This is a genomic window from Enterobacter sp. BNK-34 (genome assembly GCF_048684445.1).
Taxonomy (GTDB): domain Bacteria; phylum Pseudomonadota; class Gammaproteobacteria; order Enterobacterales; family Enterobacteriaceae; genus Enterobacter; species Enterobacter pseudoroggenkampii.
This window is the reverse complement of the sequence record NZ_JBLQUA010000001.1, coordinates 747098-769754: the sequence shown is the minus strand read 5'-3', so window position 1 is coordinate 769754 and position 22657 is coordinate 747098. Positions and strand designations below refer to the sequence as shown.

The 22657-nt window shown below is 50.9% G+C and carries 40 protein-coding genes; 34 read left to right on the top strand and 6 right to left on the bottom strand.

Translation table 11 applies throughout. The annotated features are described in order from the left end of the window. Positions 1–27 precede the first annotated feature (27 nt). Positions 28–504 (top strand): bacterioferritin, encoded by a 477-nt coding sequence (gene bfr, locus ACMGG5_RS04000; RefSeq protein ID WP_008503492.1) that lies wholly within the window; start codon positions 28–30, stop codon positions 502–504. On the opposite strand, the gene ACMGG5_RS03995 is transcribed toward bfr, so the two are convergent. Next, on the bottom strand, positions 488–961 hold the full coding sequence (locus ACMGG5_RS03995) for a prepilin peptidase (protein ID WP_420277534.1): 474 nt from the start codon (positions 959–961) through the stop codon (positions 488–490). The genes bfr and ACMGG5_RS03995 overlap by 17 nt on opposite strands. Positions 962–1341: 380 nt before the next feature. Between ACMGG5_RS03995 and rpsJ the strand changes: the two genes are divergently transcribed. The 31 genes from rpsJ (at position 1342) to ACMGG5_RS03840 (ending at position 16199) form a co-directional block, all read left to right on the top strand. Continuing rightward, entirely contained in the window at positions 1342–1653 is a 312-nt protein-coding gene (gene rpsJ / locus ACMGG5_RS03990; RefSeq protein ID WP_001181005.1) for a 30S ribosomal protein S10, read from the top strand. A gap of 32 nt (positions 1654–1685) precedes the next feature. Further along, entirely contained in the window at positions 1686–2315 is a 630-nt protein-coding gene (gene rplC, locus ACMGG5_RS03985) for a 50S ribosomal protein L3 (protein WP_003863274.1), read from the top strand. A 10-nt stretch (positions 2316–2325) separates the two neighbouring features. Further along, a complete protein-coding gene (gene rplD, locus ACMGG5_RS03980) occupies positions 2326–2931 on the top strand; it encodes a 50S ribosomal protein L4 (protein WP_000424395.1) in 606 nt (201 codons plus the stop codon). Further along, the gene (gene rplW, locus ACMGG5_RS03975) at positions 2928–3230 is read left to right on the top strand and encodes a 50S ribosomal protein L23 (protein WP_000617546.1); all 303 of its coding nucleotides are present in this window, start codon (positions 2928–2930) and stop codon (positions 3228–3230) included. The genes rplD and rplW overlap by 4 nt, the downstream gene beginning before the upstream one ends. Positions 3231–3247: 17 nt before the next feature. Next, positions 3248–4069 (top strand): 50S ribosomal protein L2, encoded by an 822-nt coding sequence (rplB, locus tag ACMGG5_RS03970; RefSeq protein ID WP_000301859.1) that lies wholly within the window; start codon positions 3248–3250, stop codon positions 4067–4069. 16 nt (positions 4070–4085) lie between these two features. Beyond that, positions 4086–4364, top strand: a complete 279-nt coding sequence (gene rpsS, locus ACMGG5_RS03965; protein ID WP_001138117.1) for a 30S ribosomal protein S19 — start codon at positions 4086–4088, stop codon at positions 4362–4364. Positions 4365–4378: 14 nt separating this feature from the next. After that, positions 4379–4711 carry a 50S ribosomal protein L22 gene (gene rplV / locus ACMGG5_RS03960; protein WP_002919773.1) on the top strand — a complete coding sequence of 111 codons (333 nt, stop codon included), beginning with the start codon at positions 4379–4381 and terminating at the stop codon, positions 4709–4711. A gap of 17 nt (positions 4712–4728) precedes the next feature. Further along, the gene (gene rpsC / locus ACMGG5_RS03955) at positions 4729–5430 is read left to right on the top strand and encodes a 30S ribosomal protein S3 (protein ID WP_079791342.1); all 702 of its coding nucleotides are present in this window, start codon (positions 4729–4731) and stop codon (positions 5428–5430) included. A gap of 12 nt (positions 5431–5442) precedes the next feature. Next, positions 5443–5853, top strand: a complete 411-nt coding sequence (gene rplP, locus ACMGG5_RS03950) for a 50S ribosomal protein L16 (protein WP_002919759.1) — start codon at positions 5443–5445, stop codon at positions 5851–5853. Further along, complete coding sequence (gene rpmC / locus ACMGG5_RS03945; protein ID WP_003863282.1) at positions 5853–6044, top strand: 50S ribosomal protein L29; 192 nt, start codon at positions 5853–5855, stop codon at positions 6042–6044. Before rplP ends, rpmC begins: the two co-directional genes overlap by 1 nt. Continuing rightward, positions 6044–6298, top strand: a complete 255-nt coding sequence (gene rpsQ / locus ACMGG5_RS03940) for a 30S ribosomal protein S17 (RefSeq protein WP_008503489.1) — start codon at positions 6044–6046, stop codon at positions 6296–6298. Before rpmC ends, rpsQ begins: the two co-directional genes overlap by 1 nt. A 166-nt stretch (positions 6299–6464) precedes the next feature. After that, positions 6465–6836 (top strand): 50S ribosomal protein L14, encoded by a 372-nt coding sequence (rplN, locus tag ACMGG5_RS03935; protein ID WP_002919748.1) that lies wholly within the window; start codon positions 6465–6467, stop codon positions 6834–6836. A 10-nt stretch (positions 6837–6846) separates the two neighbouring features. Beyond that, complete coding sequence (rplX, locus tag ACMGG5_RS03930) at positions 6847–7161, top strand: 50S ribosomal protein L24 (RefSeq protein ID WP_003863287.1); 315 nt, start codon at positions 6847–6849, stop codon at positions 7159–7161. Between the two features lie 14 nt (positions 7162–7175). Further along, positions 7176–7715 carry a 50S ribosomal protein L5 gene (rplE, locus tag ACMGG5_RS03925; protein ID WP_001096206.1) on the top strand — a complete coding sequence of 180 codons (540 nt, stop codon included), beginning with the start codon at positions 7176–7178 and terminating at the stop codon, positions 7713–7715. A gap of 14 nt (positions 7716–7729) precedes the next feature. Then, the gene (gene rpsN, locus ACMGG5_RS03920; protein WP_003863291.1) at positions 7730–8035 is read left to right on the top strand and encodes a 30S ribosomal protein S14; all 306 of its coding nucleotides are present in this window, start codon (positions 7730–7732) and stop codon (positions 8033–8035) included. A gap of 30 nt (positions 8036–8065) precedes the next feature. Continuing rightward, positions 8066–8458 (top strand): 30S ribosomal protein S8, encoded by a 393-nt coding sequence (rpsH, locus tag ACMGG5_RS03915; RefSeq protein WP_006178918.1) that lies wholly within the window; start codon positions 8066–8068, stop codon positions 8456–8458. A gap of 12 nt (positions 8459–8470) precedes the next feature. Further along, positions 8471–9004 carry a 50S ribosomal protein L6 gene (rplF, locus tag ACMGG5_RS03910; RefSeq protein ID WP_003863296.1) on the top strand — a complete coding sequence of 178 codons (534 nt, stop codon included), beginning with the start codon at positions 8471–8473 and terminating at the stop codon, positions 9002–9004. 9 nt (positions 9005–9013) lie between these two features. Then, entirely contained in the window at positions 9014–9367 is a 354-nt protein-coding gene (gene rplR, locus ACMGG5_RS03905; RefSeq protein ID WP_003863297.1) for a 50S ribosomal protein L18, read from the top strand. A gap of 14 nt (positions 9368–9381) precedes the next feature. Then, entirely contained in the window at positions 9382–9882 is a 501-nt protein-coding gene (rpsE, locus tag ACMGG5_RS03900) for a 30S ribosomal protein S5 (protein ID WP_003863299.1), read from the top strand. A 6-nt stretch (positions 9883–9888) separates the two neighbouring features. Continuing rightward, complete coding sequence (rpmD, locus tag ACMGG5_RS03895) at positions 9889–10068, top strand: 50S ribosomal protein L30 (RefSeq protein WP_003863301.1); 180 nt, start codon at positions 9889–9891, stop codon at positions 10066–10068. Positions 10069–10071: 3 nt separating this feature from the next. Continuing rightward, complete coding sequence (rplO, locus tag ACMGG5_RS03890; protein WP_003863304.1) at positions 10072–10506, top strand: 50S ribosomal protein L15; 435 nt, start codon at positions 10072–10074, stop codon at positions 10504–10506. Between the two features lie 7 nt (positions 10507–10513). Beyond that, positions 10514–11845, top strand: coding sequence for a preprotein translocase subunit SecY (secY, locus tag ACMGG5_RS03885; RefSeq protein ID WP_003863305.1), 1332 nt, complete (start codon positions 10514–10516; stop codon positions 11843–11845). Positions 11846–11876: 31 nt separating this feature from the next. After that, on the top strand, positions 11877–11993 hold the full coding sequence (gene rpmJ, locus ACMGG5_RS03880; RefSeq protein ID WP_000868187.1) for a 50S ribosomal protein L36: 117 nt from the start codon (positions 11877–11879) through the stop codon (positions 11991–11993). Positions 11994–12139: 146 nt separating this feature from the next. Further along, positions 12140–12496, top strand: coding sequence for a 30S ribosomal protein S13 (gene rpsM, locus ACMGG5_RS03875; protein WP_003863308.1), 357 nt, complete (start codon positions 12140–12142; stop codon positions 12494–12496). Between the two features lie 16 nt (positions 12497–12512). Further along, positions 12513–12902, top strand: coding sequence for a 30S ribosomal protein S11 (gene rpsK / locus ACMGG5_RS03870; RefSeq protein WP_003863312.1), 390 nt, complete (start codon positions 12513–12515; stop codon positions 12900–12902). 33 nt (positions 12903–12935) lie between these two features. Beyond that, positions 12936–13556, top strand: a complete 621-nt coding sequence (gene rpsD / locus ACMGG5_RS03865; protein WP_004868345.1) for a 30S ribosomal protein S4 — start codon at positions 12936–12938, stop codon at positions 13554–13556. Positions 13557–13581: 25 nt separating this feature from the next. Further along, positions 13582–14571 (top strand): DNA-directed RNA polymerase subunit alpha, encoded by a 990-nt coding sequence (locus ACMGG5_RS03860; RefSeq protein WP_002919219.1) that lies wholly within the window; start codon positions 13582–13584, stop codon positions 14569–14571. 40 nt (positions 14572–14611) lie between these two features. Continuing rightward, positions 14612–14995: a 50S ribosomal protein L17 gene (gene rplQ / locus ACMGG5_RS03855; protein ID WP_001216368.1), complete on the top strand. Its 384-nt coding sequence runs from the start codon at positions 14612–14614 to the stop codon at positions 14993–14995. Positions 14996–15102: 107 nt separating this feature from the next. After that, a complete protein-coding gene (locus tag ACMGG5_RS03850; protein WP_061716390.1) occupies positions 15103–15471 on the top strand; it encodes a DUF1992 domain-containing protein in 369 nt (122 codons plus the stop codon). Positions 15472–15473: 2 nt separating this feature from the next. Continuing rightward, positions 15474–15899 (top strand): Zn(2+)-responsive transcriptional regulator, encoded by a 426-nt coding sequence (gene zntR, locus ACMGG5_RS03845; RefSeq protein ID WP_024909663.1) that lies wholly within the window; start codon positions 15474–15476, stop codon positions 15897–15899. Between the two features lie 57 nt (positions 15900–15956). Then, positions 15957–16199, top strand: a complete 243-nt coding sequence (locus ACMGG5_RS03840; RefSeq protein WP_024909662.1) for an alternative ribosome-rescue factor A — start codon at positions 15957–15959, stop codon at positions 16197–16199. On the opposite strand, the gene mscL is transcribed toward ACMGG5_RS03840, so the two are convergent. From mscL to def, 5 genes are all read right to left on the bottom strand, one after another. Further along, complete coding sequence (gene mscL / locus ACMGG5_RS03835; protein WP_023309449.1) at positions 16173–16583, bottom strand: large-conductance mechanosensitive channel protein MscL; 411 nt, start codon at positions 16581–16583, stop codon at positions 16173–16175. The two genes, ACMGG5_RS03840 and mscL, sit on opposite strands and share 27 nt — an antisense overlap. A gap of 146 nt (positions 16584–16729) precedes the next feature. Next, positions 16730–18106, bottom strand: a complete 1377-nt coding sequence (gene trkA, locus ACMGG5_RS03830) for a Trk system potassium transporter TrkA (protein ID WP_008503482.1) — start codon at positions 18104–18106, stop codon at positions 16730–16732. Positions 18107–18128: 22 nt separating this feature from the next. Continuing rightward, positions 18129–19415, bottom strand: a complete 1287-nt coding sequence (gene rsmB / locus ACMGG5_RS03825; RefSeq protein WP_024909660.1) for a 16S rRNA (cytosine(967)-C(5))-methyltransferase RsmB — start codon at positions 19413–19415, stop codon at positions 18129–18131. Positions 19416–19467: 52 nt separating this feature from the next. Next, complete coding sequence (fmt, locus tag ACMGG5_RS03820) at positions 19468–20415, bottom strand: methionyl-tRNA formyltransferase (RefSeq protein ID WP_420277533.1); 948 nt, start codon at positions 20413–20415, stop codon at positions 19468–19470. A 25-nt stretch (positions 20416–20440) separates the two neighbouring features. Then, positions 20441–20950, bottom strand: a complete 510-nt coding sequence (def, locus tag ACMGG5_RS03815) for a peptide deformylase (RefSeq protein ID WP_008503479.1) — start codon at positions 20948–20950, stop codon at positions 20441–20443. A 127-nt stretch (positions 20951–21077) separates the two neighbouring features. On the opposite strand from def, the gene dprA reads away from it, so the two are divergent. Further along, entirely contained in the window at positions 21078–22202 is a 1125-nt protein-coding gene (dprA, locus tag ACMGG5_RS03810) for a DNA-protecting protein DprA (protein WP_417928052.1), read from the top strand. Further along, on the top strand, positions 22174–22647 hold the full coding sequence (gene smg, locus ACMGG5_RS03805; protein WP_008503477.1) for a DUF494 family protein Smg: 474 nt from the start codon (positions 22174–22176) through the stop codon (positions 22645–22647). The genes dprA and smg overlap by 29 nt, the downstream gene beginning before the upstream one ends. Positions 22648–22657 lie beyond the last annotated feature (10 nt).

Here is a 22657-nt window from a genome sequence, read left to right as displayed (position 1 = left end):
AATGAGTGGAAGCGGAGGGACTATATAATGAAAGGTGATGTTAAAATCATAAGTTATCTCAATAAATTATTGGGAAATGAGCTTGTCGCAATCAACCAGTATTTTCTTCACGCGAGAATGTTCAAAAACTGGGGACTCAAACGTTTAAACGACGTTGAGTACCATGAATCTATAGATGAGATGAAACACGCTGATAAATATATCGAGCGTATTTTATTCCTTGAAGGCATTCCAAACCTGCAGGATCTCGGCAAGCTGGGCATTGGAGAAGATGTCGAAGAGATGCTGCGTTCTGACCTCAGGCTGGAACTTGAAGGCGCTAAAGATCTCCGTGAAGCCATTGCCTATGCTGACAGCGTACATGACTACGTCAGCCGCGATATGATGATCCAGATCCTGGCCGATGAAGAAGGGCATATTGACTGGCTGGAAACAGAGCTGGATCTCATTGCTAAAATTGGCCTGCAAAACTATCTTCAGTCACAGATTAAAGTGGAAGAATAAGCAACGTCTTCCAGCCTACGCATAAACCCGCTGCTGCCAGAAATGGCCCAAAAGGCAGCGGGTTTTTTATTGCCTTCTTATCAGGGCGAATGAACGAAAAGACAAGAATGCAAAGAAGCGCCATCAGTGCCGCGAGTAACGCCAGCGTAGGCAGTACGCACCAGCCGTGCCATGCACCAAGCGCCGCCAGGTATTTCACATCGCCATATCCCATACCTTCACGTCGGCGGATAAACCAGTAGCCCCAGTAAATAATGGCAAAGACAATATATCCAGCCATCGCACCCGCCACCGCGCTCGGCAGAAAATCAGGTTGGATACAGAGCTGGAAGAGCAGACCCGCCCATAGCAGCGGGCAGAGAAATTTATCGGGAAGCAGACCGTAGCGAATATCGGCATGTACCAGTAAGGCAGTCAGTGAAAGATAGATCAGCAGAAAGGGGAGGGTAGTTAGCATGAAAAAGGCCTCAAACGGGTTTGAGCGCATACTCGTTATAAACGGCCTGGCCGGCAATGCATAAAAAACGGAGATGCGTAGCGGCTCGAAACAAAGAATCGACGCAGAATACATTGCATGAAATGTTGCGCGCTCTTACGCATCCTGCGCCTTTGGCGCTTAATTTCTAAACGGCACTTGCGTCTTGCCCAGATTTACGTATAATGCGCGGGCTTGTCGTAATTGACGGCGGGTTCAATCAGAACCAGAGTAGCTCATTTTGTTACTCAACAATGCTCCCAATTGGGGAGCTACGTAAGAACGGTTACACTCTCCCATCAATCGTAATGGGTTTGAGGAGTAATCATTTTCGTTTATAAAATAATTGGAGCTCTGGTCTCATGCAGAACCAAAGAATCCGTATCCGCCTTAAAGCGTTTGATCATCGTCTGATCGATCAATCAACCGCGGAAATCGTCGAGACTGCTAAGCGCACTGGTGCGCAAGTCCGTGGTCCGATCCCGCTGCCGACCCGCAAAGAGCGCTTCACCGTTCTGATCTCCCCGCACGTCAACAAAGACGCGCGTGATCAGTACGAAATCCGCACTCACAAGCGTCTGGTTGACATCGTTGAGCCAACTGAGAAAACCGTTGATGCTCTGATGCGTCTGGATCTGGCTGCCGGTGTAGACGTGCAGATCAGCCTGGGTTAATCAGGTCATCGAGCGATTGAGAGGTTGAAACAATGATTGGTTTAGTCGGTAAAAAAGTGGGTATGACCCGCATCTTCACTGAAGATGGCGTTTCTATCCCAGTAACCGTAATCGAAGTTGAAGCAAACCGCGTTACTCAGGTTAAAGATCTGGCTAACGATGGCTACCGCGCTATTCAGGTTACCACTGGTGCTAAAAAAGCTAACCGTGTAACCAAACCAGAAGCGGGTCACTTCGCTAAAGCTGGCGTAGAAGCTGGCCGTGGTCTGTGGGAATTCCGTCTTGCTGAAGGCGAAGAGTTCACCGTAGGTCAGGACATTAGCGTTGAGCTGTTTGCTGACGTTAAAAAAGTTGACGTAACCGGTACCTCTAAAGGTAAAGGTTTTGCTGGTACCGTTAAGCGCTGGAACTTCCGTACCCAGGACGCTACTCACGGTAACTCCTTGTCTCACCGCGTTCCGGGTTCTATCGGTCAGAACCAGACTCCGGGCAAAGTGTTCAAAGGCAAGAAAATGGCAGGTCAGCTGGGTAACGAACGTGTAACCGTTCAGAGCCTGGACGTAGTACGTGTTGACGCTGAGCGCAACCTGCTGCTGGTTAAAGGTGCAGTTCCGGGTGCAACCGGTAGCGACCTGATCGTTAAACCAGCTGTGAAGGCGTAAGGGGATAGCAATGGAATTAGTATTGAAAGACGCGCAGAGCGCGCTGACTGTTTCCGAAACTACCTTCGGTCGTGATTTCAACGAAGCGCTGGTTCACCAGGTTGTTGTTGCTTATGCAGCTGGTGCTCGTCAGGGTACTCGTGCTCAGAAGACTCGTGCTGAAGTAACTGGTTCTGGCAAAAAGCCATGGCGCCAGAAAGGTACCGGCCGTGCGCGTTCAGGTTCTATCAAGAGCCCGATCTGGCGTTCAGGTGGCGTGACCTTCGCTGCGCGTCCACAGGACCACAGTCAAAAAGTTAACAAAAAGATGTACCGCGGCGCGCTGAAAAGCATCCTGTCCGAACTGGTACGTCAGGATCGTCTGATCGTTGTCGAGAAGTTCTCTGTAGAAGCGCCTAAAACTAAGCTGCTGGCACAGAAACTGAAAGACATGGCTCTGGAAGATGTGCTGATCATCACCGGTGAGCTGGACGAGAACCTGTTCCTGGCCGCACGTAACCTGCACAAGGTTGACGTACGCGATGCGACTGGTATCGACCCGGTTAGCCTGATCGCCTTCGACAAAGTCGTAATGACTGCTGATGCTGTTAAGCAAGTTGAGGAGATGCTGGCATGATTCGTGAAGAACGTCTGCTGAAGGTGCTTCGCGCACCGCACGTTTCTGAAAAAGCGTCTACTGCGATGGAAAAAACAAACACCATCGTTCTCAAAGTTGCTAAAGACGCGACCAAAGCAGAGATCAAAGCTGCTGTGCAGAAACTGTTTGAAGTCGAAGTCGAAGTCGTTAACACCCTGGTAGTTAAAGGGAAAGTTAAACGTCACGGACAGCGTATCGGTCGTCGTAGCGACTGGAAAAAAGCTTACGTCACCCTGAAAGAAGGCCAGAATCTGGACTTCGTTGGCGGCGCTGAGTAAGTCGGAGGAGTAATACAATGGCAGTTGTTAAATGTAAACCGACATCTCCGGGTCGTCGCCACGTAGTTAAAGTGGTTAACCCTGAGCTGCACAAGGGCAAACCTTTTGCTCCGTTGCTGGAAAAAAACAGCAAATCCGGTGGTCGTAACAACAATGGCCGTATCACCACTCGTCACATCGGTGGTGGCCACAAGCAGGCTTATCGTATTGTTGACTTCAAACGCAACAAAGACGGTATCCCAGCAGTTGTTGAACGTCTTGAGTACGATCCGAACCGTTCCGCGAACATCGCGCTGGTTCTGTACAAAGACGGCGAACGCCGTTACATCCTGGCCCCTAAAGGCCTGAAAGCTGGCGACCAGATTCAGTCTGGCGTTGATGCTGCAATCAAAGCAGGCAACACCCTGCCGATGCGCAATATCCCGGTTGGTTCTACCGTTCATAACGTAGAAATGAAACCAGGTAAAGGCGGTCAGCTGGCACGTTCCGCTGGTACTTACGTTCAGATCGTTGCGCGTGATGGTGCTTATGTCACCCTGCGTCTGCGTTCTGGTGAAATGCGTAAAGTCGAAGCAGACTGCCGCGCTACTCTGGGCGAAGTTGGCAATGCTGAGCATATGCTGCGCGTTCTGGGTAAAGCAGGTGCTGCACGCTGGCGTGGTGTTCGTCCTACCGTTCGCGGTACTGCGATGAACCCAGTCGACCACCCACATGGTGGTGGTGAAGGTCGTAACTTTGGTAAGCACCCGGTAACTCCGTGGGGCGTTCAGACCAAAGGTAAGAAGACCCGCAGCAACAAGCGTACTGATAAATTTATCGTACGTCGCCGTAGCAAATAATTTTAGAGGATAAGCCATGCCACGTTCTCTCAAGAAAGGTCCTTTTATTGACCTGCACTTGCTGAAGAAGGTAGAGAAAGCGGTGGAAAGCGGAGACAAGAAGCCCCTGCGCACTTGGTCCCGTCGTTCAACGATCTTTCCTAACATGATCGGTTTGACCATCGCTGTCCATAATGGTCGTCAGCACGTTCCAGTCTTTGTTACCGACGAAATGGTTGGTCACAAACTGGGTGAATTCGCACCGACTCGTACTTATCGCGGCCACGCTGCTGATAAAAAAGCGAAGAAGAAATAAGGTAGGAGGAAGAGATGGAAACTTTAGCTCAACATCGCCATGCTCGTTCTTCTGCTCAGAAGGTTCGCCTTGTTGCTGACCTGATTCGCGGTAAGAAAGTGTCGCAGGCCCTGGACATCCTGACCTATACCAACAAGAAAGCTGCGGTATTGGTCAAGAAAGTACTGGAATCTGCCATTGCTAACGCTGAACACAACGATGGCGCTGACATCGACGATCTGAAAGTCGCGAAAATTTTCGTAGATGAAGGCCCAAGCATGAAGCGCATTATGCCGCGTGCGAAAGGTCGTGCAGATCGCATCCTGAAGCGCACCAGCCACATTACTGTGGTTGTGTCCGATCGCTGAGACTCTGGAGACTAGCAATGGGTCAGAAAGTACATCCTAATGGTATTCGCCTGGGTATTGTAAAACCATGGAACTCTACCTGGTTTGCGAACACCAAAGAATTCGCTGACAACCTGGACAGCGATTTTAAAGTACGTCAGTACCTGACTAAGGAACTGGCTAAAGCGTCTGTATCTCGTATCGTTATCGAGCGTCCAGCTAAGAGCATCCGTGTGACTATTCACACTGCTCGCCCTGGCATCGTTATCGGTAAGAAAGGCGAAGACGTAGAAAAACTGCGCAAGGTCGTAGCGGATATCGCTGGCGTTCCTGCACAGATCAATATCGCTGAAGTTCGTAAGCCTGAACTGGACGCTAAATTGGTTGCTGACAGCATCACTTCTCAGCTGGAACGTCGTGTTATGTTCCGTCGTGCTATGAAGCGTGCTGTACAGAACGCAATGCGTCTGGGCGCTAAAGGTATCAAAGTTGAAGTTAGCGGCCGTCTGGGCGGCGCGGAAATCGCACGTACCGAATGGTACCGTGAAGGTCGCGTACCGCTGCACACTCTGCGTGCTGACATCGACTACAACACCTCTGAAGCGCACACCACTTACGGTGTAATCGGCGTTAAGGTATGGATCTTCAAAGGTGAGATCCTGGGTGGTATGGCTGCTGTTGAACAACCGGAAAAACCGGCTGTTCAACCTAAAAAGCAGCAGCGTAAAGGCCGTAAATAAGGAGCGTCGCTGATGTTACAACCAAAGCGTACAAAATTCCGTAAAGTGCACAAAGGCCGCAACCGTGGTCTGGCGCAGGGTACGGATGTTAGCTTCGGCACTTTCGGTCTGAAAGCTGTTGGCCGTGGTCGTCTGACTGCACGTCAGATCGAAGCAGCACGTCGTGCAATGACCCGTGCAGTTAAGCGTCAAGGTAAGATCTGGATCCGTGTATTCCCGGACAAACCGATCACCGAGAAGCCGCTGGAAGTTCGTATGGGTAAAGGTAAAGGTAACGTGGAGTACTGGGTTGCCTTGATCCAACCGGGCAAAGTCCTTTATGAAATGGACGGTGTTCCGGAAGAGCTGGCCCGTGAAGCCTTCGGCCTGGCAGCAGCGAAACTGCCTATCAAAACCACCTTTGTAACTAAGACGGTGATGTAATGAAAGCAAAAGAGCTGCGTGAAAAAAGCGTTGAAGAGCTGAACGCTGAGCTGCTGAACCTGCTGCGTGAGCAGTTCAACCTGCGTATGCAGGCTGCAAGTGGCCAGCTGCAACAGACTCACCTGCTGAAGCAAGTGCGTCGCAATGTTGCACGCGTTAAGACTTTACTGACTCAGAAGGCGGGTGCGTAATGACCGATAAAATCCGTACTCTGCAAGGTCGTGTTGTTAGCGACAAAATGGAGAAATCCATTGTTGTAGCTATCGAACGTATTGTGAAACACCCGATCTACGGTAAATTCATCAAGCGTACGACCAAACTGCACGTACATGACGAGAACAACGAATGTGGTATCGGCGACAAGGTTGAAATCCGTGAATGCCGTCCACTGTCCAAGACTAAGTCCTGGACGCTGGTTCGCGTTGTAGAGAAAGCGGTTCTGTAATACAGTACGCCTTCTCAATACGAATAAACGGCTCAGCGATGAGCCGTTTATTTTTTCTACCCATATTGCAGAAGCGGTGTTATAATGCCGCGCCCTCGATATGGGGCTTTTTAACGGCTCTGATTTTAGAGTCTCAGGTAGTAGTTGACATTAGCGGAGCACTAAAATGATCCAAGAACAGACTATGCTGAACGTCGCCGACAACTCCGGTGCACGTCGCGTAATGTGTATCAAGGTTCTGGGTGGCTCGCACCGTCGCTACGCAGGCGTAGGCGACATCATCAAGATCACCATCAAGGAAGCAATTCCACGTGGTAAGGTCAAAAAAGGTGATGTGCTGAAGGCGGTAGTGGTGCGCACCAAGAAGGGTGTTCGTCGCCCTGACGGTTCTGTCATTCGCTTCGATGGTAATGCATGCGTTATTTTAAACAATAACAGCGAGCAGCCTATCGGCACGCGTATCTTTGGGCCGGTAACTCGTGAACTTCGTACTGAGAAGTTCATGAAAATTATCTCTCTGGCACCAGAAGTACTCTAAGGAGCGAATCATGGCAGCGAAAATCCGTCGTGATGACGAAGTTATCGTGTTAACCGGTAAAGATAAAGGTAAACGCGGTAAAGTAAAAAATGTTCTGTCTTCCGGCAAACTTGTCGTTGAAGGTATCAACCTGGTTAAGAAACATCAGAAGCCGGTTCCGGCCCTGAACCAACCAGGCGGCATCGTTGAAAAAGAAGCTGCTATTCAGGTTTCTAACGTTGCAATCTTCAATGCGGCTACCGGCAAGGCTGACCGTGTAGGCTTTAGATTCGAAGACGGCAAAAAAGTCCGTTTCTTCAAGTCTAACAGCGAAACTATCAAGTAATTTGGAGTAGTACGATGGCGAAACTGCATGATTACTACAAAGACGAAGTAGTTAACAAACTCATGACTGAGTTTAACTACAATTCTGTCATGCAAGTCCCTCGGGTCGAGAAGATCACCCTGAACATGGGTGTTGGTGAAGCGATCGCTGACAAGAAACTGCTGGATAACGCAGCAGCTGACCTGACAGCAATCTCCGGTCAAAAACCGCTGATCACCAAAGCACGCAAATCTGTTGCAGGCTTCAAAATCCGTCAGGGCTATCCGATCGGCTGTAAAGTAACTCTGCGTGGCGAACGCATGTGGGAGTTCTTTGAGCGCCTGATCACTATTGCTGTTCCACGTATCCGTGACTTCCGTGGCTTGTCCGCTAAGTCTTTCGACGGTCGTGGTAACTACAGCATGGGTGTCCGTGAGCAGATCATCTTCCCAGAAATCGACTACGATAAAGTCGACCGCGTGCGTGGTTTGGATATTACCATTACCACTACTGCGAAATCTGACGAAGAAGGCCGTGCTCTGCTGGCTGCCTTTGACTTCCCGTTCCGCAAGTAAGGTAGGGTTACTGAATGGCTAAGCAATCAATGAAAGCACGCGAAGTAAAGCGCGTAGCTTTAGCTGATAAATTCTTCGCTAAACGCGCTGAACTGAAAGCGATCATTTCTGATGTGAACGCTTCCGACGAAGATCGTTGGAATGCGGTTCTCAAGCTGCAGTCTCTGCCGCGTGATTCCAGCCCGTCTCGTCAGCGTAACCGCTGTCGTCAAACAGGTCGTCCACATGGTTATGTGGGCAAGTTTGGGTTGAGCCGTATCAAACTGCGTGAAGCCGCTATGCGCGGTGAAGTGCCAGGCTTGAAAAAGGCTAGCTGGTAATTACCAATTGAATCACGGGAGTAAAGACAGATGAGCATGCAAGATCCGATCGCGGATATGCTGACCCGTATCCGTAACGGTCAGGCCGCGAACAAAGTTGCGGTCACCATGCCTTCCGCCAAGCTGAAAGTGGCAATTGCCAACGTGCTGAAGGAAGAAGGTTTTATCGAAGATTTTAAAGTTGAAGGCGACACCAAGCCGGAACTGGAACTTACTCTCAAGTATTTCCAGGGTAAAGCTGTTGTAGAAAGCATTCAGCGTGTCAGCCGCCCAGGCCTGCGCATCTATAAGAAAAAAGATGAGCTGCCAAAAGTTATGGCTGGTCTTGGTATCGCAGTTGTTTCTACCTCTAAAGGTGTTATGACTGATCGTGCAGCGCGCCAGGCTGGTCTTGGTGGCGAAATTATCTGCTACGTAGCCTAATCGGAGGAAAGAATGTCTCGTGTTGCTAAAGCACCGGTCGTTATTCCTGCCGGCGTTGATGTAAAAATCGACGGTCAGGTTATTACGATCAAAGGTAAAAACGGCGAGCTGACTCGTACCCTCAACAAAGCTGTTGAAGTTAAACATGCAGATAACGCTCTGACCTTCGGTCCACGTGATGGTTTCGTGGATGGTTGGGCTCAGGCTGGTACCGCGCGTGCCCTGCTGAACTCAATGGTTGTTGGTGTTACCGAAGGCTTCACTAAAAAGCTTCAGCTGGTTGGTGTAGGTTATCGTGCAGCTATCAAAGGGAATGCAGTAGGCCTGTCTCTGGGCTTCTCACACCCTGTTGAGCATCCGCTGCCGGCCGGTATCACTGCAGAATGTCCGACTCAAACTGAAATCGTGCTGAAAGGCGCTGATAAACAGCTGATCGGTCAGGTTGCAGCAGATCTGCGCGCCTACCGTCGTCCTGAGCCTTACAAAGGCAAGGGTGTTCGTTACGCCGACGAAGTCGTGCGTACCAAAGAGGCTAAGAAGAAGTAAGGTAACACTATGGATAAGAAATCTGCTCGTATCCGTCGTGCGACCCGCGCACGCCGCAAGCTCAAAGAGCTGGGTGCAACTCGCCTGGTGGTACATCGTACCCCGCGTCATATTTACGCACAGGTAATTGCACCGAACGGTTCTGAAGTTCTGGTAGCTGCTTCTACTGTAGAAAAAGCTATCTCAGAACAATTGAAGTACACCGGTAACAAAGACGCCGCTGCAGCTGTAGGTAAAGCTGTTGCTGAACGCGCTCTGGAAAAAGGCATCAGCAATGTTTCCTTTGACCGTTCCGGGTTCCAATATCATGGTCGTGTCCAGGCACTGGCAGATGCTGCCCGTGAAGCTGGCCTTCAGTTCTAAGGTAGAGGTGTAAGATGGCTCACATCGAAAAACAGGCTGGCGAACTGCAGGAAAAGCTGATCGCGGTAAACCGCGTATCTAAAACCGTTAAAGGTGGTCGTATTTTCTCCTTCACAGCTCTGACTGTAGTAGGCGATGGTAACGGTCGCGTTGGTTTTGGTTACGGTAAAGCGCGTGAAGTTCCAGCAGCGATCCAGAAAGCGATGGAAAAAGCCCGTCGCAACATGATTAACGTCGCGCTGAACAACGGCACCCTGCAGCACCCAGTTAAAGGTGTTCACACGGGTTCTCGTGTATTCATGCAGCCAGCTTCAGAAGGTACCGGTATCATCGCCGGTGGTGCAATGCGCGCCGTTCTGGAAGTTGCTGGGGTTCATAACGTTCTGGCTAAAGCATATGGTTCCACCAACCCGATCAACGTGGTTCGTGCAACTATTGATGGCCTGGAAAATATGAATTCTCCAGAAATGGTCGCTGCCAAGCGTGGTAAATCCGTTGAAGAAATTCTGGGGTAATTGACCATGGCAAAGACTATTAAAATCACTCAAACCCGCAGTGCAATCGGTCGTCTGCCGAAACACAAGGCAACGCTGCTTGGCCTGGGTCTGCGTCGTATTGGTCATACCGTTGAGCGCGAGGATACTCCTGCTGTTCGTGGTATGGTCAACGCGGTTTACTTCATGGTTAAAGTTGAGGAGTAAGAGATGCGTTTAAATACTCTGTCTCCGGCCGAAGGCTCTAAAAAGGCGGGTAAACGCCTGGGTCGTGGTATCGGTTCTGGCCTCGGCAAAACCGGTGGTCGTGGTCACAAAGGTCAGAACTCTCGTTCTGGCGGTGGCGTACGTCGCGGTTTCGAGGGTGGCCAGATGCCACTGTACCGTCGTCTGCCGAAGTTCGGCTTCACCTCTCGCAAAGCAGCGATCACAGCGGAAATCCGTCTGTCTGACCTGGCGAAAGTTGAAGGCGGCGTTGTAGACCTGAACACGCTGAAAGCAGCAAACATTATCGGTATCCAGATCGAGTTCGCGAAAGTGATCCTGGCTGGTGAAGTTTCTACTCCGGTAACTGTTCGTGGCCTGCGTGTTACTAAAGGTGCTCGTGCTGCTATCGAAGCTGCTGGCGGTAAAATTGAGGAATAAGTAGCAGATGGCTAAGCAACCGGGATTAGATTTTCAAAGTGCCAAAGGTGGATTTGGCGAGCTGAAACGCAGACTGCTGTTTGTTATCGGCGCGCTGATTGTGTTCCGTATTGGCTCTTTTATTCCGATCCCTGGTATCGATGCCGCTGTACTTGCCAAACTGCTTGAGCAACAGCGAGGCACCATCATTGAAATGTTCAACATGTTCTCTGGTGGTGCTCTCAGCCGTGCTTCTATCTTCGCATTGGGTATTATGCCGTACATTTCGGCATCTATTATTATCCAGCTGCTGACGGTCGTTCATCCGGCCCTGGCAGAGTTGAAGAAAGAAGGGGAGTCTGGACGTCGTAAGATTAGTCAGTACACCCGTTACGGTACTCTGGTGCTGGCAATATTCCAGTCGATCGGTATTGCTACCGGTCTGCCGAATATGCCTGGTATGCAGGGCCTGGTTTTAAACCCGGGCTTTGCATTCTACTTCACCGCTGTTGTAAGTCTGGTCACAGGGACTATGTTCCTGATGTGGCTCGGCGAACAGATTACTGAGCGTGGTATCGGTAACGGTATCTCAATCATTATCTTCGCCGGTATTGTTGCGGGCCTCCCGCCAGCCATCGCCCATACTATTGAGCAAGCGCGTCAAGGCGACCTGCACTTCCTCCTGTTGCTGTTGGTTGCAGTATTAGTATTTGCAGTGACGTTCTTTGTTGTCTTCGTTGAACGTGGTCAACGCCGCATTGTGGTGAACTACGCTAAACGTCAGCAGGGTCGTCGTGTCTATGCTGCACAGAGCACACATTTACCGCTGAAAGTGAACATGGCGGGGGTTATCCCGGCTATCTTCGCTTCCAGTATTATTCTGTTCCCGGCGACCATCGCGTCATGGTTCGGGGGCGGTACTGGTTGGAACTGGCTGACAACAATTTCGCTGTATTTGCAGCCTGGGCAACCACTTTATGTGTTACTCTATGCGTCTGCGATCATCTTCTTCTGTTTCTTCTACACGGCGTTGGTCTTCAACCCGCGTGAAACAGCAGATAACCTGAAGAAGTCCGGTGCATTTGTACCAGGAATTCGTCCGGGAGAGCAAACGGCGAAGTATATCGATAAAGTAATGACTCGCCTGACTTTGGTTGGTGCGCTTTATATTACTTTTATCTGCCTGATCCCGGAGTTCATGCGTGATGCAATGAAAGTACCGTTCTACTTCGGTGGGACCTCACTGCTTATCGTTGTTGTCGTGATTATGGACTTTATGGCTCAAGTGCAAACTCTGATGATGTCCAGTCAGTACGAGTCTGCATTGAAGAAGGCGAACCTGAAAGGCTACGGCCGCTAAATGGTCGCCTGAGAAGTTACGGAGAGTAAAAATGAAAGTTCGTGCTTCCGTCAAGAAATTATGCCGTAACTGCAAAATCGTTAAGCGTGATGGTGTCATCCGTGTGATTTGCAGTGCCGAGCCGAAGCATAAACAGCGCCAAGGCTGATTATTTCGCATATTTTTCTTGCAAAGTTGGGTTGAGCTGGCTAGATTAGCCAGCCAATCTTTTGTATGTCTGTACGTTTCCATTTGAGTATCCTGAAAACGGGCTTTTCAGCATGGTGCGTACATATTAAATAGTAGGAGTGCATAGTGGCCCGTATAGCAGGCATTAACATTCCTGATCAGAAACATGCTGTGATCGCATTAACTTCGATCTACGGCGTCGGCAAGACCCGTTCTAAAGCCATTCTGGCTGCAGCGGGTATCGCTGAAGATGTTAAGATCAGTGAGCTGTCTGAAGAACAAATCGACACGCTGCGTGACGAAGTTGCCAAATTTGTCGTTGAAGGTGATCTGCGCCGTGAAATCAGCATGAGCATCAAGCGCCTGATGGATCTTGGTTGCTATCGCGGTTTGCGTCATCGTCGTGGTCTGCCAGTGCGCGGTCAGCGTACTAAGACCAACGCACGTACCCGTAAGGGTCCGCGCAAACCGATCAAGAAATAATCGGGGTGATTGAATAATGGCAAAGGCACCAGTTCGTGCACGTAAACGTGTAAGAAAACAAGTCTCTGACGGCGTGGCTCATATCCATGCTTCTTTCAACAACACCATCGTTACTATTACTGATCGTCAGGGTAACGCATTGGGTTGGGCAACAGCCGGTGGTTCCGGTTTCCGTGGTTCTCGCAAATCCACTCCGTTCGCAGCTCAGGTTGCAGCAGAGCGTTGCGCAGAAGCCGTAAAAGAATACGGCATCAAGAATCTGGAAGTTATGGTTAAAGGTCCGGGTCCGGGTCGTGAATCTACTGTTCGCGCTCTGAACGCCGCTGGTTTCCGCATCACGAATATTACTGATGTGACTCCGATCCCTCATAACGGTTGTCGTCCGCCGAAAAAACGTCGCGTATAACGCTCCGTTTTTTAGGTTAGTTGGAGATAGAAAATGGCAAGATATTTGGGTCCTAAGCTCAAGCTGAGCCGTCGTGAGGGCACCGACTTATTCCTTAAGTCTGGCGTTCGCGCGATCGATACCAAGTGTAAAATTGAACAAGCTCCTGGCCAGCACGGTGCGCGTAAACCGCGTCTGTCTGACTATGGTGTGCAGTTGCGTGAAAAGCAAAAAGTTCGCCGTATGTACGGTGTGCTGGAGCGTCAGTTCCGTAACTACTATAAAGAAGCAGCACGTCTGAAAGGCAACACAGGTGAAAACCTGCTCGCTCTGCTGGAAGGTCGTCTGGACAACGTTGTATACCGTATGGGCTTCGGCGCTACTCGTGCTGAATCACGTCAGCTGGTTAGCCACAAAGCAATCATGGTAAACGGTCGTGTTGTTAACATCGCTTCTTATCAGGTTAAAGCGAATGACGTTGTTAGCATTCGTGAGAAAGCGAAAAAGCAATCTCGCGTGAAGGCCGCTCTGGAGCTGGCTGAGCAGCGTGAAAAGCCAACCTGGCTGGAAGTTGATGCTGGCAAGATGGAAGGTACGTTCAAGCGTCAGCCAGAACGTTCTGATCTGTCTGCGGACATTAACGAACACCTGATCGTCGAGCTTTACTCCAAGTAAAGCTTAGTACCAAAGAGAGGACACAATGCAGGGTTCTGTGACAGAGTTTCTAAAACCGCGCCTGGTAGATATCGAGCAAGTGAGTTCGACGCACGCCAAGGTGACCCTTGAGCCTTTAGAGCGTGGCTTTGGCCATACTCTGGGTAACGCACTGCGCCGTATTCTGCTCTCATCGATGCCGGGTTGCGCGGTGACCGAGGTTGAGATTGATGGTGTACTTCATGAGTACAGCACCAAAGAAGGCGTTCAGGAAGATATCCTTGAAATCCTGCTCAACCTGAAAGGGCTGGCGGTGAGAGTTCAGGGTAAAGATGAAGTTATTCTTACTCTGAATAAATCTGGCATTGGCCCTGTGACTGCAGCCGACATCACCCACGACGGTGATGTTGAAATCGTCAAGCCGCAGCACGTGATCTGCCACCTGACCGATGAGAACGCAGCTATTAGCATGCGTATCAAAGTTCAGCGCGGTCGTGGTTATGTGCCGGCTTCTGCCCGAATTCATTCGGAAGAAGATGAGCGCCCAATCGGCCGTCTGCTGGTCGACGCATGCTATAGCCCTGTAGAGCGTATTGCCTACAATGTTGAAGCAGCGCGTGTAGAACAGCGTACCGACCTGGACAAGCTGGTCATCGAAATGGAAACCAACGGCACAATCGATCCTGAAGAGGCGATTCGTCGTGCGGCAACCATCCTGGCAGAACAACTGGAAGCTTTCGTTGACTTACGTGATGTACGTCAGCCGGAAGTGAAAGAAGAGAAACCAGAATTCGATCCGATCCTGCTGCGCCCTGTTGACGATCTCGAATTGACTGTCCGCTCTGCTAACTGCCTCAAGGCAGAAGCTATCCACTATATCGGTGATCTGGTACAGCGTACCGAGGTTGAGTTGCTGAAAACGCCGAACCTGGGTAAAAAATCTCTTACTGAGATTAAAGACGTGCTGGCTTCACGTGGTCTGTCTCTGGGCATGCGCCTGGAAAACTGGCCACCGGCAAGCATTGCTGACGAGTAACCGGATCACAGGTTAAGGTTTTACTGAGAAGGATAAGGTCATGCGCCATCGTAAGAGTGGTCGTCAACTGAACCGCAACAGCAGCCATCGCCAGGCTATGTTCCGCAACATGGCAGGTTCACTGGTTCGTCATGAGATCATCAAGACGACCCTGCCTAAAGCGAAAGAGCTGCGTCGCGTAGTTGAGCCGCTGATTACTCTTGCCAAGACTGACAGCGTTGCTAATCGTCGTCTGGCATTCGCCCGTACTCGTGATAACGAGATCGTGGCAAAACTGTTTAACGAACTGGGCCCGCGTTTCGCGAGCCGTGCCGGTGGTTACACTCGCATTCTGAAGTGTGGTTTCCGTGCAGGCGACAACGCGCCGATGGCTTACATCGAGCTGGTTGATCGTTCAGAGAAAGCAGAAGCTGCTGCAGAGTAATCTGTAGTAACGTAAAAAAACCCGCTCCGGCGGGTTTTTTTATATCCGCGATATCCCCACTTCTCTACAATGTCTGTATCAATTCTGTTCATTCCCTGGAGCTGGTAATGTGGTTGCTCGACCAGTGGGCAGAACGCCATATTCGCGATGCCCAAAATAAAGGTGAATTCGACGATCTCCCGGGAAGCGGCGAACCCCTTGTGCTTGACGATGATTCGCACATTGCGCCTGAACTGCGAGCTGGATACCGTTTACTGAAAAACGCGGGCTGTCTCCCTCCGGAGCTCGAACAGCGTAGAGAGGCTGTTGAACTGGCCGATCTTCTCAACGGTATCCGTCAGGACGATCCGCGACATTCTGAACTGAGCCGCCGTCTCGCCCTGCTTGAACTCAAGCTGCGCCAGGCTGGGATGAACACTGATTTTCTGCGCGGTGAATACGGTGAAAGATTGATACAGAGAATAAACGAGGAGTAGTTATGTACCGTATTGGTGAACTTGCGAAGCTTGCGAACGTTACGCCGGATACCATCCGTTATTACGAAAAGCAGCAGATGATCGATCATGAAGTTCGTACTGAAGGAGGCTTTCGACTTTATACCGATAACGATCTTCAGCGCCTGCGATTTATTCGTTATGCGCGTCAGCTCGGCTTCACGCTGGATTCGATCCGCGAGTTATTATCGATCCGCATCGATCCGGAACATCACACCTGCCAGGAATCTAAAAGCATTGTGCAGGCCCGGCTGGACGAAGTTGAAGCACGCATCCAGGAGCTGCAAACCATGCAGCGCTCTCTGCAAAGGCTGAATGATGCCTGCTGCGGGACGGCCCACAGCAGTATTTACTGTTCAATTCTCGAAGCCCTTGAACAGGGAGCGAGTGGAGAAACCGAGGGCTGTTGATTTTTAATTCATCTGGGTCTAGACTCCCGTCGTCATAAACCTTGCTCTGGAGACATTATGAGCCGCTATCAGCACACGAAAGGACAAATTAAGGACAATGCCATTGAGGCGTTACTTCACGACCCGTTATTCAGGCAGCGCGTTGAGAAGAATAAAAAAGGGAAAGGAAGTTATCTGCGTAAAGACAAACATGAAAAACGGGGTAACTGGGAGGCCAGTGGCAAGCAAGCGAATCGCTTATTTACCACTGGCCTTTCTGCTTTAAACTTTCGATTAAACGCGGTTATTCTGTTCTTTTAACAGATCGCGGATCTCACTCAGCAGCACTTCTTCTTTCGTTGGTGCAGGTGCAGCAGCCGGCTCTTCTTTTTTACGGTTGAGCCTGTTGATCAGCTTGATAGCCATAAAAATGGCAAACGCGACAATCACAAAATCAAATACGTTCTGAATAAATACGCCGTAGTGCATTACTACTGCCGGAACATCACCCTGCGCTTCACGCAGTGTGAAAGCGAATTGTTTGAAATCAATGCCCCCGATTAACAACCCTAATGGTGGCATGATAATGTCGGCCACTAATGATGAAACAATCTTGCCGAATGCTGCACCAATAATGACACCCACTGCCAAATCCACCACGTTCCCGCGCATCGCAAATTCGCGAAATTCTTTAATAAAACTCATTGTTCTCTCCTTGTGCCAGCTGACGAGTATAAGTTTAACAAATGATTAGCCAATTGCCATTCGGGATAATTAAACGTTATGAAAAATAAAAGGCACAGAAATGAAAAGGATAAAGTGCGGGTGCTCTTTCTAGAGCACCCTACTCTTTAAAGGAAGAATGGACTTGGCTGGAATAAACGTTCGACGTCAGTAATAAACTTTTTATCCGTAAGGAACATAATAACGTGATCGCCTTGCTCAATACGTAAATTGTCATTGGCAATCATGACGTCATTTCCGCGCACAACGGCGCCGATGATCGTGCCTGGCGGCAGCTTAATTTCGTCGATCGACCGGCCCACGACGCGTGATGTGGTTTCATCTCCATGCGCCACGGCTTCAATGGCTTCCGCTACGCCGCGGCGGAGCGATGACACACCGACAATATCCGCTTTACGAACATGGCTCAGGAGCGCGGAAATTGTCGCCTGCTGCGGCGAAATGGCAATATCAATAACGCTACCCTGGACCAGATCGACATACGCCTTGCGCTGGATAAGCACCATGACCTTCTTTGCACCCATACGCTTGGCGAGCATGGCGGACATTATATTCGCCTCGTCGTCGTTGGTGACGGCAATAAAAAGATCAACTTGATCAATATGCTCTTCAGCCAGCAGCTCCTGATCAGACGCATCGCCATAAAATACGATCGTATTTTGCAGTTTTTCCGCCAGTTCAGCAGCACGCTGCTGATCGCGCTCGATCAATTTTACGCTGTAATCTTTTTCTAACCGATGTGCCAGGCCTGCACCGATATTGCCGCCGCCGACCAGCATAATGCGTTTATAGGGTTTTTCGAGACGCTGAAGTTCACTCATTACGGCACGAATATGCTGTGAGGCCGCAATAAAGAAGACCTCATCACCTGCTTCGACAATCGTGGAGCCTTGCGGGCGGATTGGCCTGTCGTGACGGAAAATGGCTGCGACGCGCGTATCGATATGCGGCATGTGCTCGCGCATGGTAGAAAGCGCATTGCCGATCAATGGTCCACCGTAATAGGCCTTAACCACTGCCAGACTCACTTTACCCTCGGCAAAGTTCACCACCTGCAGGGCGCCCGGATATTCGATCAGGCGATAGATATTGTCGATAACCAGCTGTTCCGGTGCGATGAGATGATCAATAGGGACCGCTTCGGAATTAAACAGTTTCTCAGCATCGCGAACATAGTCCGGAGAGCGAATGCGCGCGATTCGGTTTGGCGTGTTGAAAAGCGAGTAGGCCACCTGACAGGCCACCATATTGGTTTCGTCAGAACTGGTTACCGCAACCAGCATGTCGGCATCGTCGGCACCTGCCTCACGAAGAACCCGTGGGTGAGAACCATGACCCTGCACCACGCGCAGGTCAAACTTGTCCTGTAAGACACGCAGACGATCGCCGTTGGTATCGACTATGGTGATGTCGTTGTTTTCGCCCACCAGGTTTTCCGCCAGCGTACCGCCAACCTGTCCTGCACCCAGAATGATAATCTTCATATCTCGTGACCTGTTCTCAACATCACTCTTTGATTAGCTTAGCGTAAAAGAAGCCATCACCCTCTTCGGCACCCGGCAGGTTCTGCAGACCCGGGGATTCAGGCGTTCCCGTATCGCGCAGCGCGGCGTCCGGGGTACGTTTAAGGAAGGCCGCGATTTGCTGGCTGTTTTCTTCCGGCAGTACGGAGCAGGTTGCATAGACCAGCGTTCCGCCAGGTTTGAGATGCGGCCAGATGGCGTCGAGAATGTCGGACTGCAGCTGGGCAAGTTCGTTAATATCACGATCGCGACGCAGCCACTTGATGTCCGGATGACGACGAATAACGCCGGTTGCAGAGCAGGGAGCATCCAGCAAAATGCGATCGAATTGCGTTTCACCACACCATTCTGCGGGTTTGCGTCCATCGCCTTGCTTAACCTGCGCCTTCATGCCCAGACGCTTGAGGTTGTCGTAGACGCGTGAAAGACGCTGTTCATCGACGTCCACCGCCATCACGCTGGCCTGCGGAGCCACTTCAAGAATATGCGTCGTTTTGCCCCCTGGTGCGGCGCAGAGATCGAGGATCTGCTCACCGTTCTGGGGTTCAAGCCAGGTCATGCAACCCTGGGCAGAAGCATCCTGTACCGTTACCCAACCCTCTTCGAAACCCGGTAATGCATGTACCGGAGCGGGGGAGGCTAAACGTACGGCATCAGGGTATGCAGCGTGAGTGAAACCACTCATTCCAGCTTCTTCGAGTAATGCCAGCCATGCGTCACGGGTGTGGTGATTACGATTCACGCGTAACCACATTGGCGGACGCTGGTTGTTGGCATCGGCAATGTCCTGCCACCGCTGCGGATAAGCTTTTTTCAGCCGCTTCAACAGCCAGTCCGGATGCAGGAAGCGTGCTTCGTTTTGGGCAAATTCAGCCAGAAGCTCATCCTGCTGTCGTTGGAACTGACGCAGTACACCGTTGATCAGCCCTTTCAGCTGAGGGCGTTTAATCGCAACGGCACCTTCCACCGTCTCAGCCAGCGCGGCATGAGGTGGGATGCGGGTATGAAGAAGCTGATAAAAACCCACCATAATCAAATAGTGTACGGTGCGCTGCTTGCCTGTCATTGGGCGTGACATCAGCTTGTTAATCAACCACTCAAGCTGAGAAAGCGTGCGCAGAACGCCAAAGCAGAGCTCCTGAAGCAGGGCTTTGTCTTTATCAGAGACTTTTTGCTGTAGGGGAGGCAGGACGTTACTTAATGACTGGCCCTGCTCGATAACCTGCTCAACGGCCTGAGCCGCCATACTGCGTAGATTTTGTTTTTTCATAACCGTAAAAATAAAAATGCCCGGAAACACCGGGCCTTAAGAATAAATTTGCTCAGGCAAGACGATTGCCCGGAATAAACCATTCGCGACGAGAATTTAACAGATCCTGAGCGCTCATGGCCTTCTTACCGGCCGGTTGTAGCGATTCAAGATTCAGGATCCCTTGCGCAGTCGCCACCTGGATCCCGTTCTTGTTGGCGTCAACAATCGTACCGGGTTCAGCCGCGGTAGTACCGCTAATGACGGAGGCTTTCCAGACTTTCACTGGCTGCTCATCAATCTCCATCCAGCTCATTGGCCACGGATTAAAAGCGCGGATGCAGCGTTCAAGTTGAGCGGCCGACAGGGACCAGTCGATCCGTGCTTCTTCTTTGCTCAGCTTTTCGGCGTAGGTTACCAGCGCGTCATCCTGAACTTCCGGTTTTGCCGTATTGTCAGCAAGCTGCTGAAGCGTCTCGATAAGACCTTGTGGGCCAAGGTCTGCCAGTTTGTCATACAGCGTGGCGCTGGTATCGTCTGGCGTAATGGGGCAGGCCAGTTTATACAGCATGTCGCCGGTGTCTAAACCTACGTCCATCTTCATGATGGTCACGCCCGTTTCGGCATCACCCGCCCACAGCGCGCGCTGGATAGGTGCTGCACCACGCCAGCGTGGGAGCAGAGACCCATGCACGTTGATACAACCCAAGCGCGGCATATCAAGCACGGCTTTTGGCAGAATTAAACCGTAAGCCACCACCACCATTACGTCGGCATTCAGGTCAGCAACCAGCTGCTGATTTTCCTGCGGGCGCAGCGATGCGGGCTGAAAAACAGGAAGCCCATGCTCTTCTGCCAGCACCTTGACCGGGCTCGGCATCAGTTTTTTGCCGCGACCAGCAGGACGGTCCGGCTGGGTAAAGACGCCAACAACCTGGTGACCAGACGATAGCAGCGCGTCAAGATGACGCGCTGCAAAATCAGGGGTTCCCGCGAAGATAATACGTAGTGTTTTAGACACGATGATCCTTGTATCCGGGGGGACGTTATGCGCGAGAACGCAAACGATCCAGTTTCTCTACTTTCTGACGAATACGCTGCTGTTTCAGCGGCGAGAGGTAATCGATAAACAGTTTACCGACCAGGTGATCCATCTCATGCTGAATACAAATCGCCAGCAGGTCGTCTGCTTCCAGTTCGAACGGATTACCGTCACGATCCAGGGCGCGAATTTTCACTTTTTCAGCACGCGGCACTAACGCACGCTGTTCAGGAATAGACAGACAGCCTTCCTCAATACCGGTTTCGCCACTCTTTTCGAGCAACTCAGGGTTGATCAGCACCAGGCGGCCATCGCGATTTTCAGAAACATCAATCACGATAATACGCTTGTGAATGTCTACCTGCGTCGCCGCCAGGCCAATGCCTTCTTCGGCGTACATGGTATCGAACATATCATCAACGATACGCTGGATTTCTGCATTCACTTCTTTGACCGGTTCAGCGACGATGCGAAGGCGCTCGTCCGGAATATGTAACACTTGCAAAACTGCCATAAATTTCCAGAGTCGTGTTCAGGAGTTGATAAGAATACTACCTCTATTCTAGACAAATCCCCCATCGATTGACAGCATCAGTGACCAATCGCAATGATTGCGGAGAGCGCTTATGGCAGGGGAAAGGATGACGTCAATCGAGATATGGCTACGGCTTATGCACACAGGTTCTCTGTGTGGTGATGTCATGGTGGAAGCGGCTGCACGACTGCAGAGGCAGGAAGGCATCGACACGCTTGCTTTAAGAAATGCTGGACTGACAGCAAAGCAGGCTGAACGATTCTTTGCGTTCAATGAGAGTGAGCTGGAACGTAGCCTGAAATGGCTTGAGCAGCCGGGACATCATTTATTAACGGCCAATCATTCCCTTTATCCCCCTCTACTCCGCACGATCCCTGACTATCCCGGGGCATTATTCATAAAAGGTAACCCTGAGACGCTTAAAACTGTTCAGCTGGCGGTGGTAGGCAGTCGTGCGCCGTCATGGTACGGCGAGCGATGGGGGAAAATCCTGTGCGAACAACTTTCACAAAGTGGTTTCACGATTACCAGCGGGCTGGCCTGTGGTATTGATGGCGTTGCCCACGGCGCGGCGCTGTCACTTAAAGGACGAACTGTCGCGGTGCTGGGGAATGGTCTTTTTAGCATTTATCCACGCCGACATCAGGCATTGGCGATGCGGCTTATTGAGTCTGACGGCGCGATAGTGTCTGAATTTCCGCTTTCCGCACAGCCCAGACCGGCAAACTTTCCGCGTCGTAATCGCATTATCAGCGGGCTTAGCAAAGGTGTGCTGGTGGTTGAAGCCGCGCTGCGAAGCGGTTCACTGGTCACGGCGCGATGCGCGCTGGAACAGGGACGAGAAGTCTTCGCCTTGCCTGGTCCGATAGGCAACCCCGGATGCGAGGGGCCCCACTGGCTGATTAAGCAAGGGGCAACACCGGTAACGGAAGTAGGGGATATTCTTGAAAATTTGCAATATGGGCTGCAATGGCTGCAGGAAGATCCCGAAAAGCGACAATATTCATCAGATCAGGGAAAGGTGGCATTGCCATTTCCCAAGCTCCTGGCTAACGTAGGAGATGAGGTAACACCTGTTGACGTTGTCGCTGAACGTGCCGGCCAACCTGTGCCAGTAACGGTAGCACAGCTACTCGAACTGGAGTTAGCAGGGTGGATCGCAGCTGTACCCGGCGGCTATGTCCGATTAAGGAGGGCATGCCATGTTCGACGTACTGATGTATTTGTTTGAGACTTACATCCATAACGAAGCAGAAATGCGAGTGGATCAGGACAAATTGACACAGGATCTTACCGATGCGGGGTTTGAGCGGGAAGATATCTATAATGCGTTGATGTGGCTGGAAAAACTGGCTGATTATCAGGAAGGCCTCGCCGAACCGATGCAGCTTGCTTCTGACCCATTGTCAGTACGCATTTATACCGCAGAAGAGTGTGAAAGGCTGGACGCCAGCTGCCGGGGGTTCATTTTATTCCTTGAGCAGATTCAGGTGCTAAACCTCGAAACGAGAGAAATGGTGATAGAGCGCGTCATGGCGCTGGATACAGCAGAATTTGAACTGGAAGATCTCAAGTGGGTGATCCTGATGGTTCTGTTTAATATCCCGGGCTGTGAAAATGCCTATCAGCAAATGGAAGAATTACTCTTTGAAGTGAATGAAGGTATGCTGCACTAATTCAATGTGC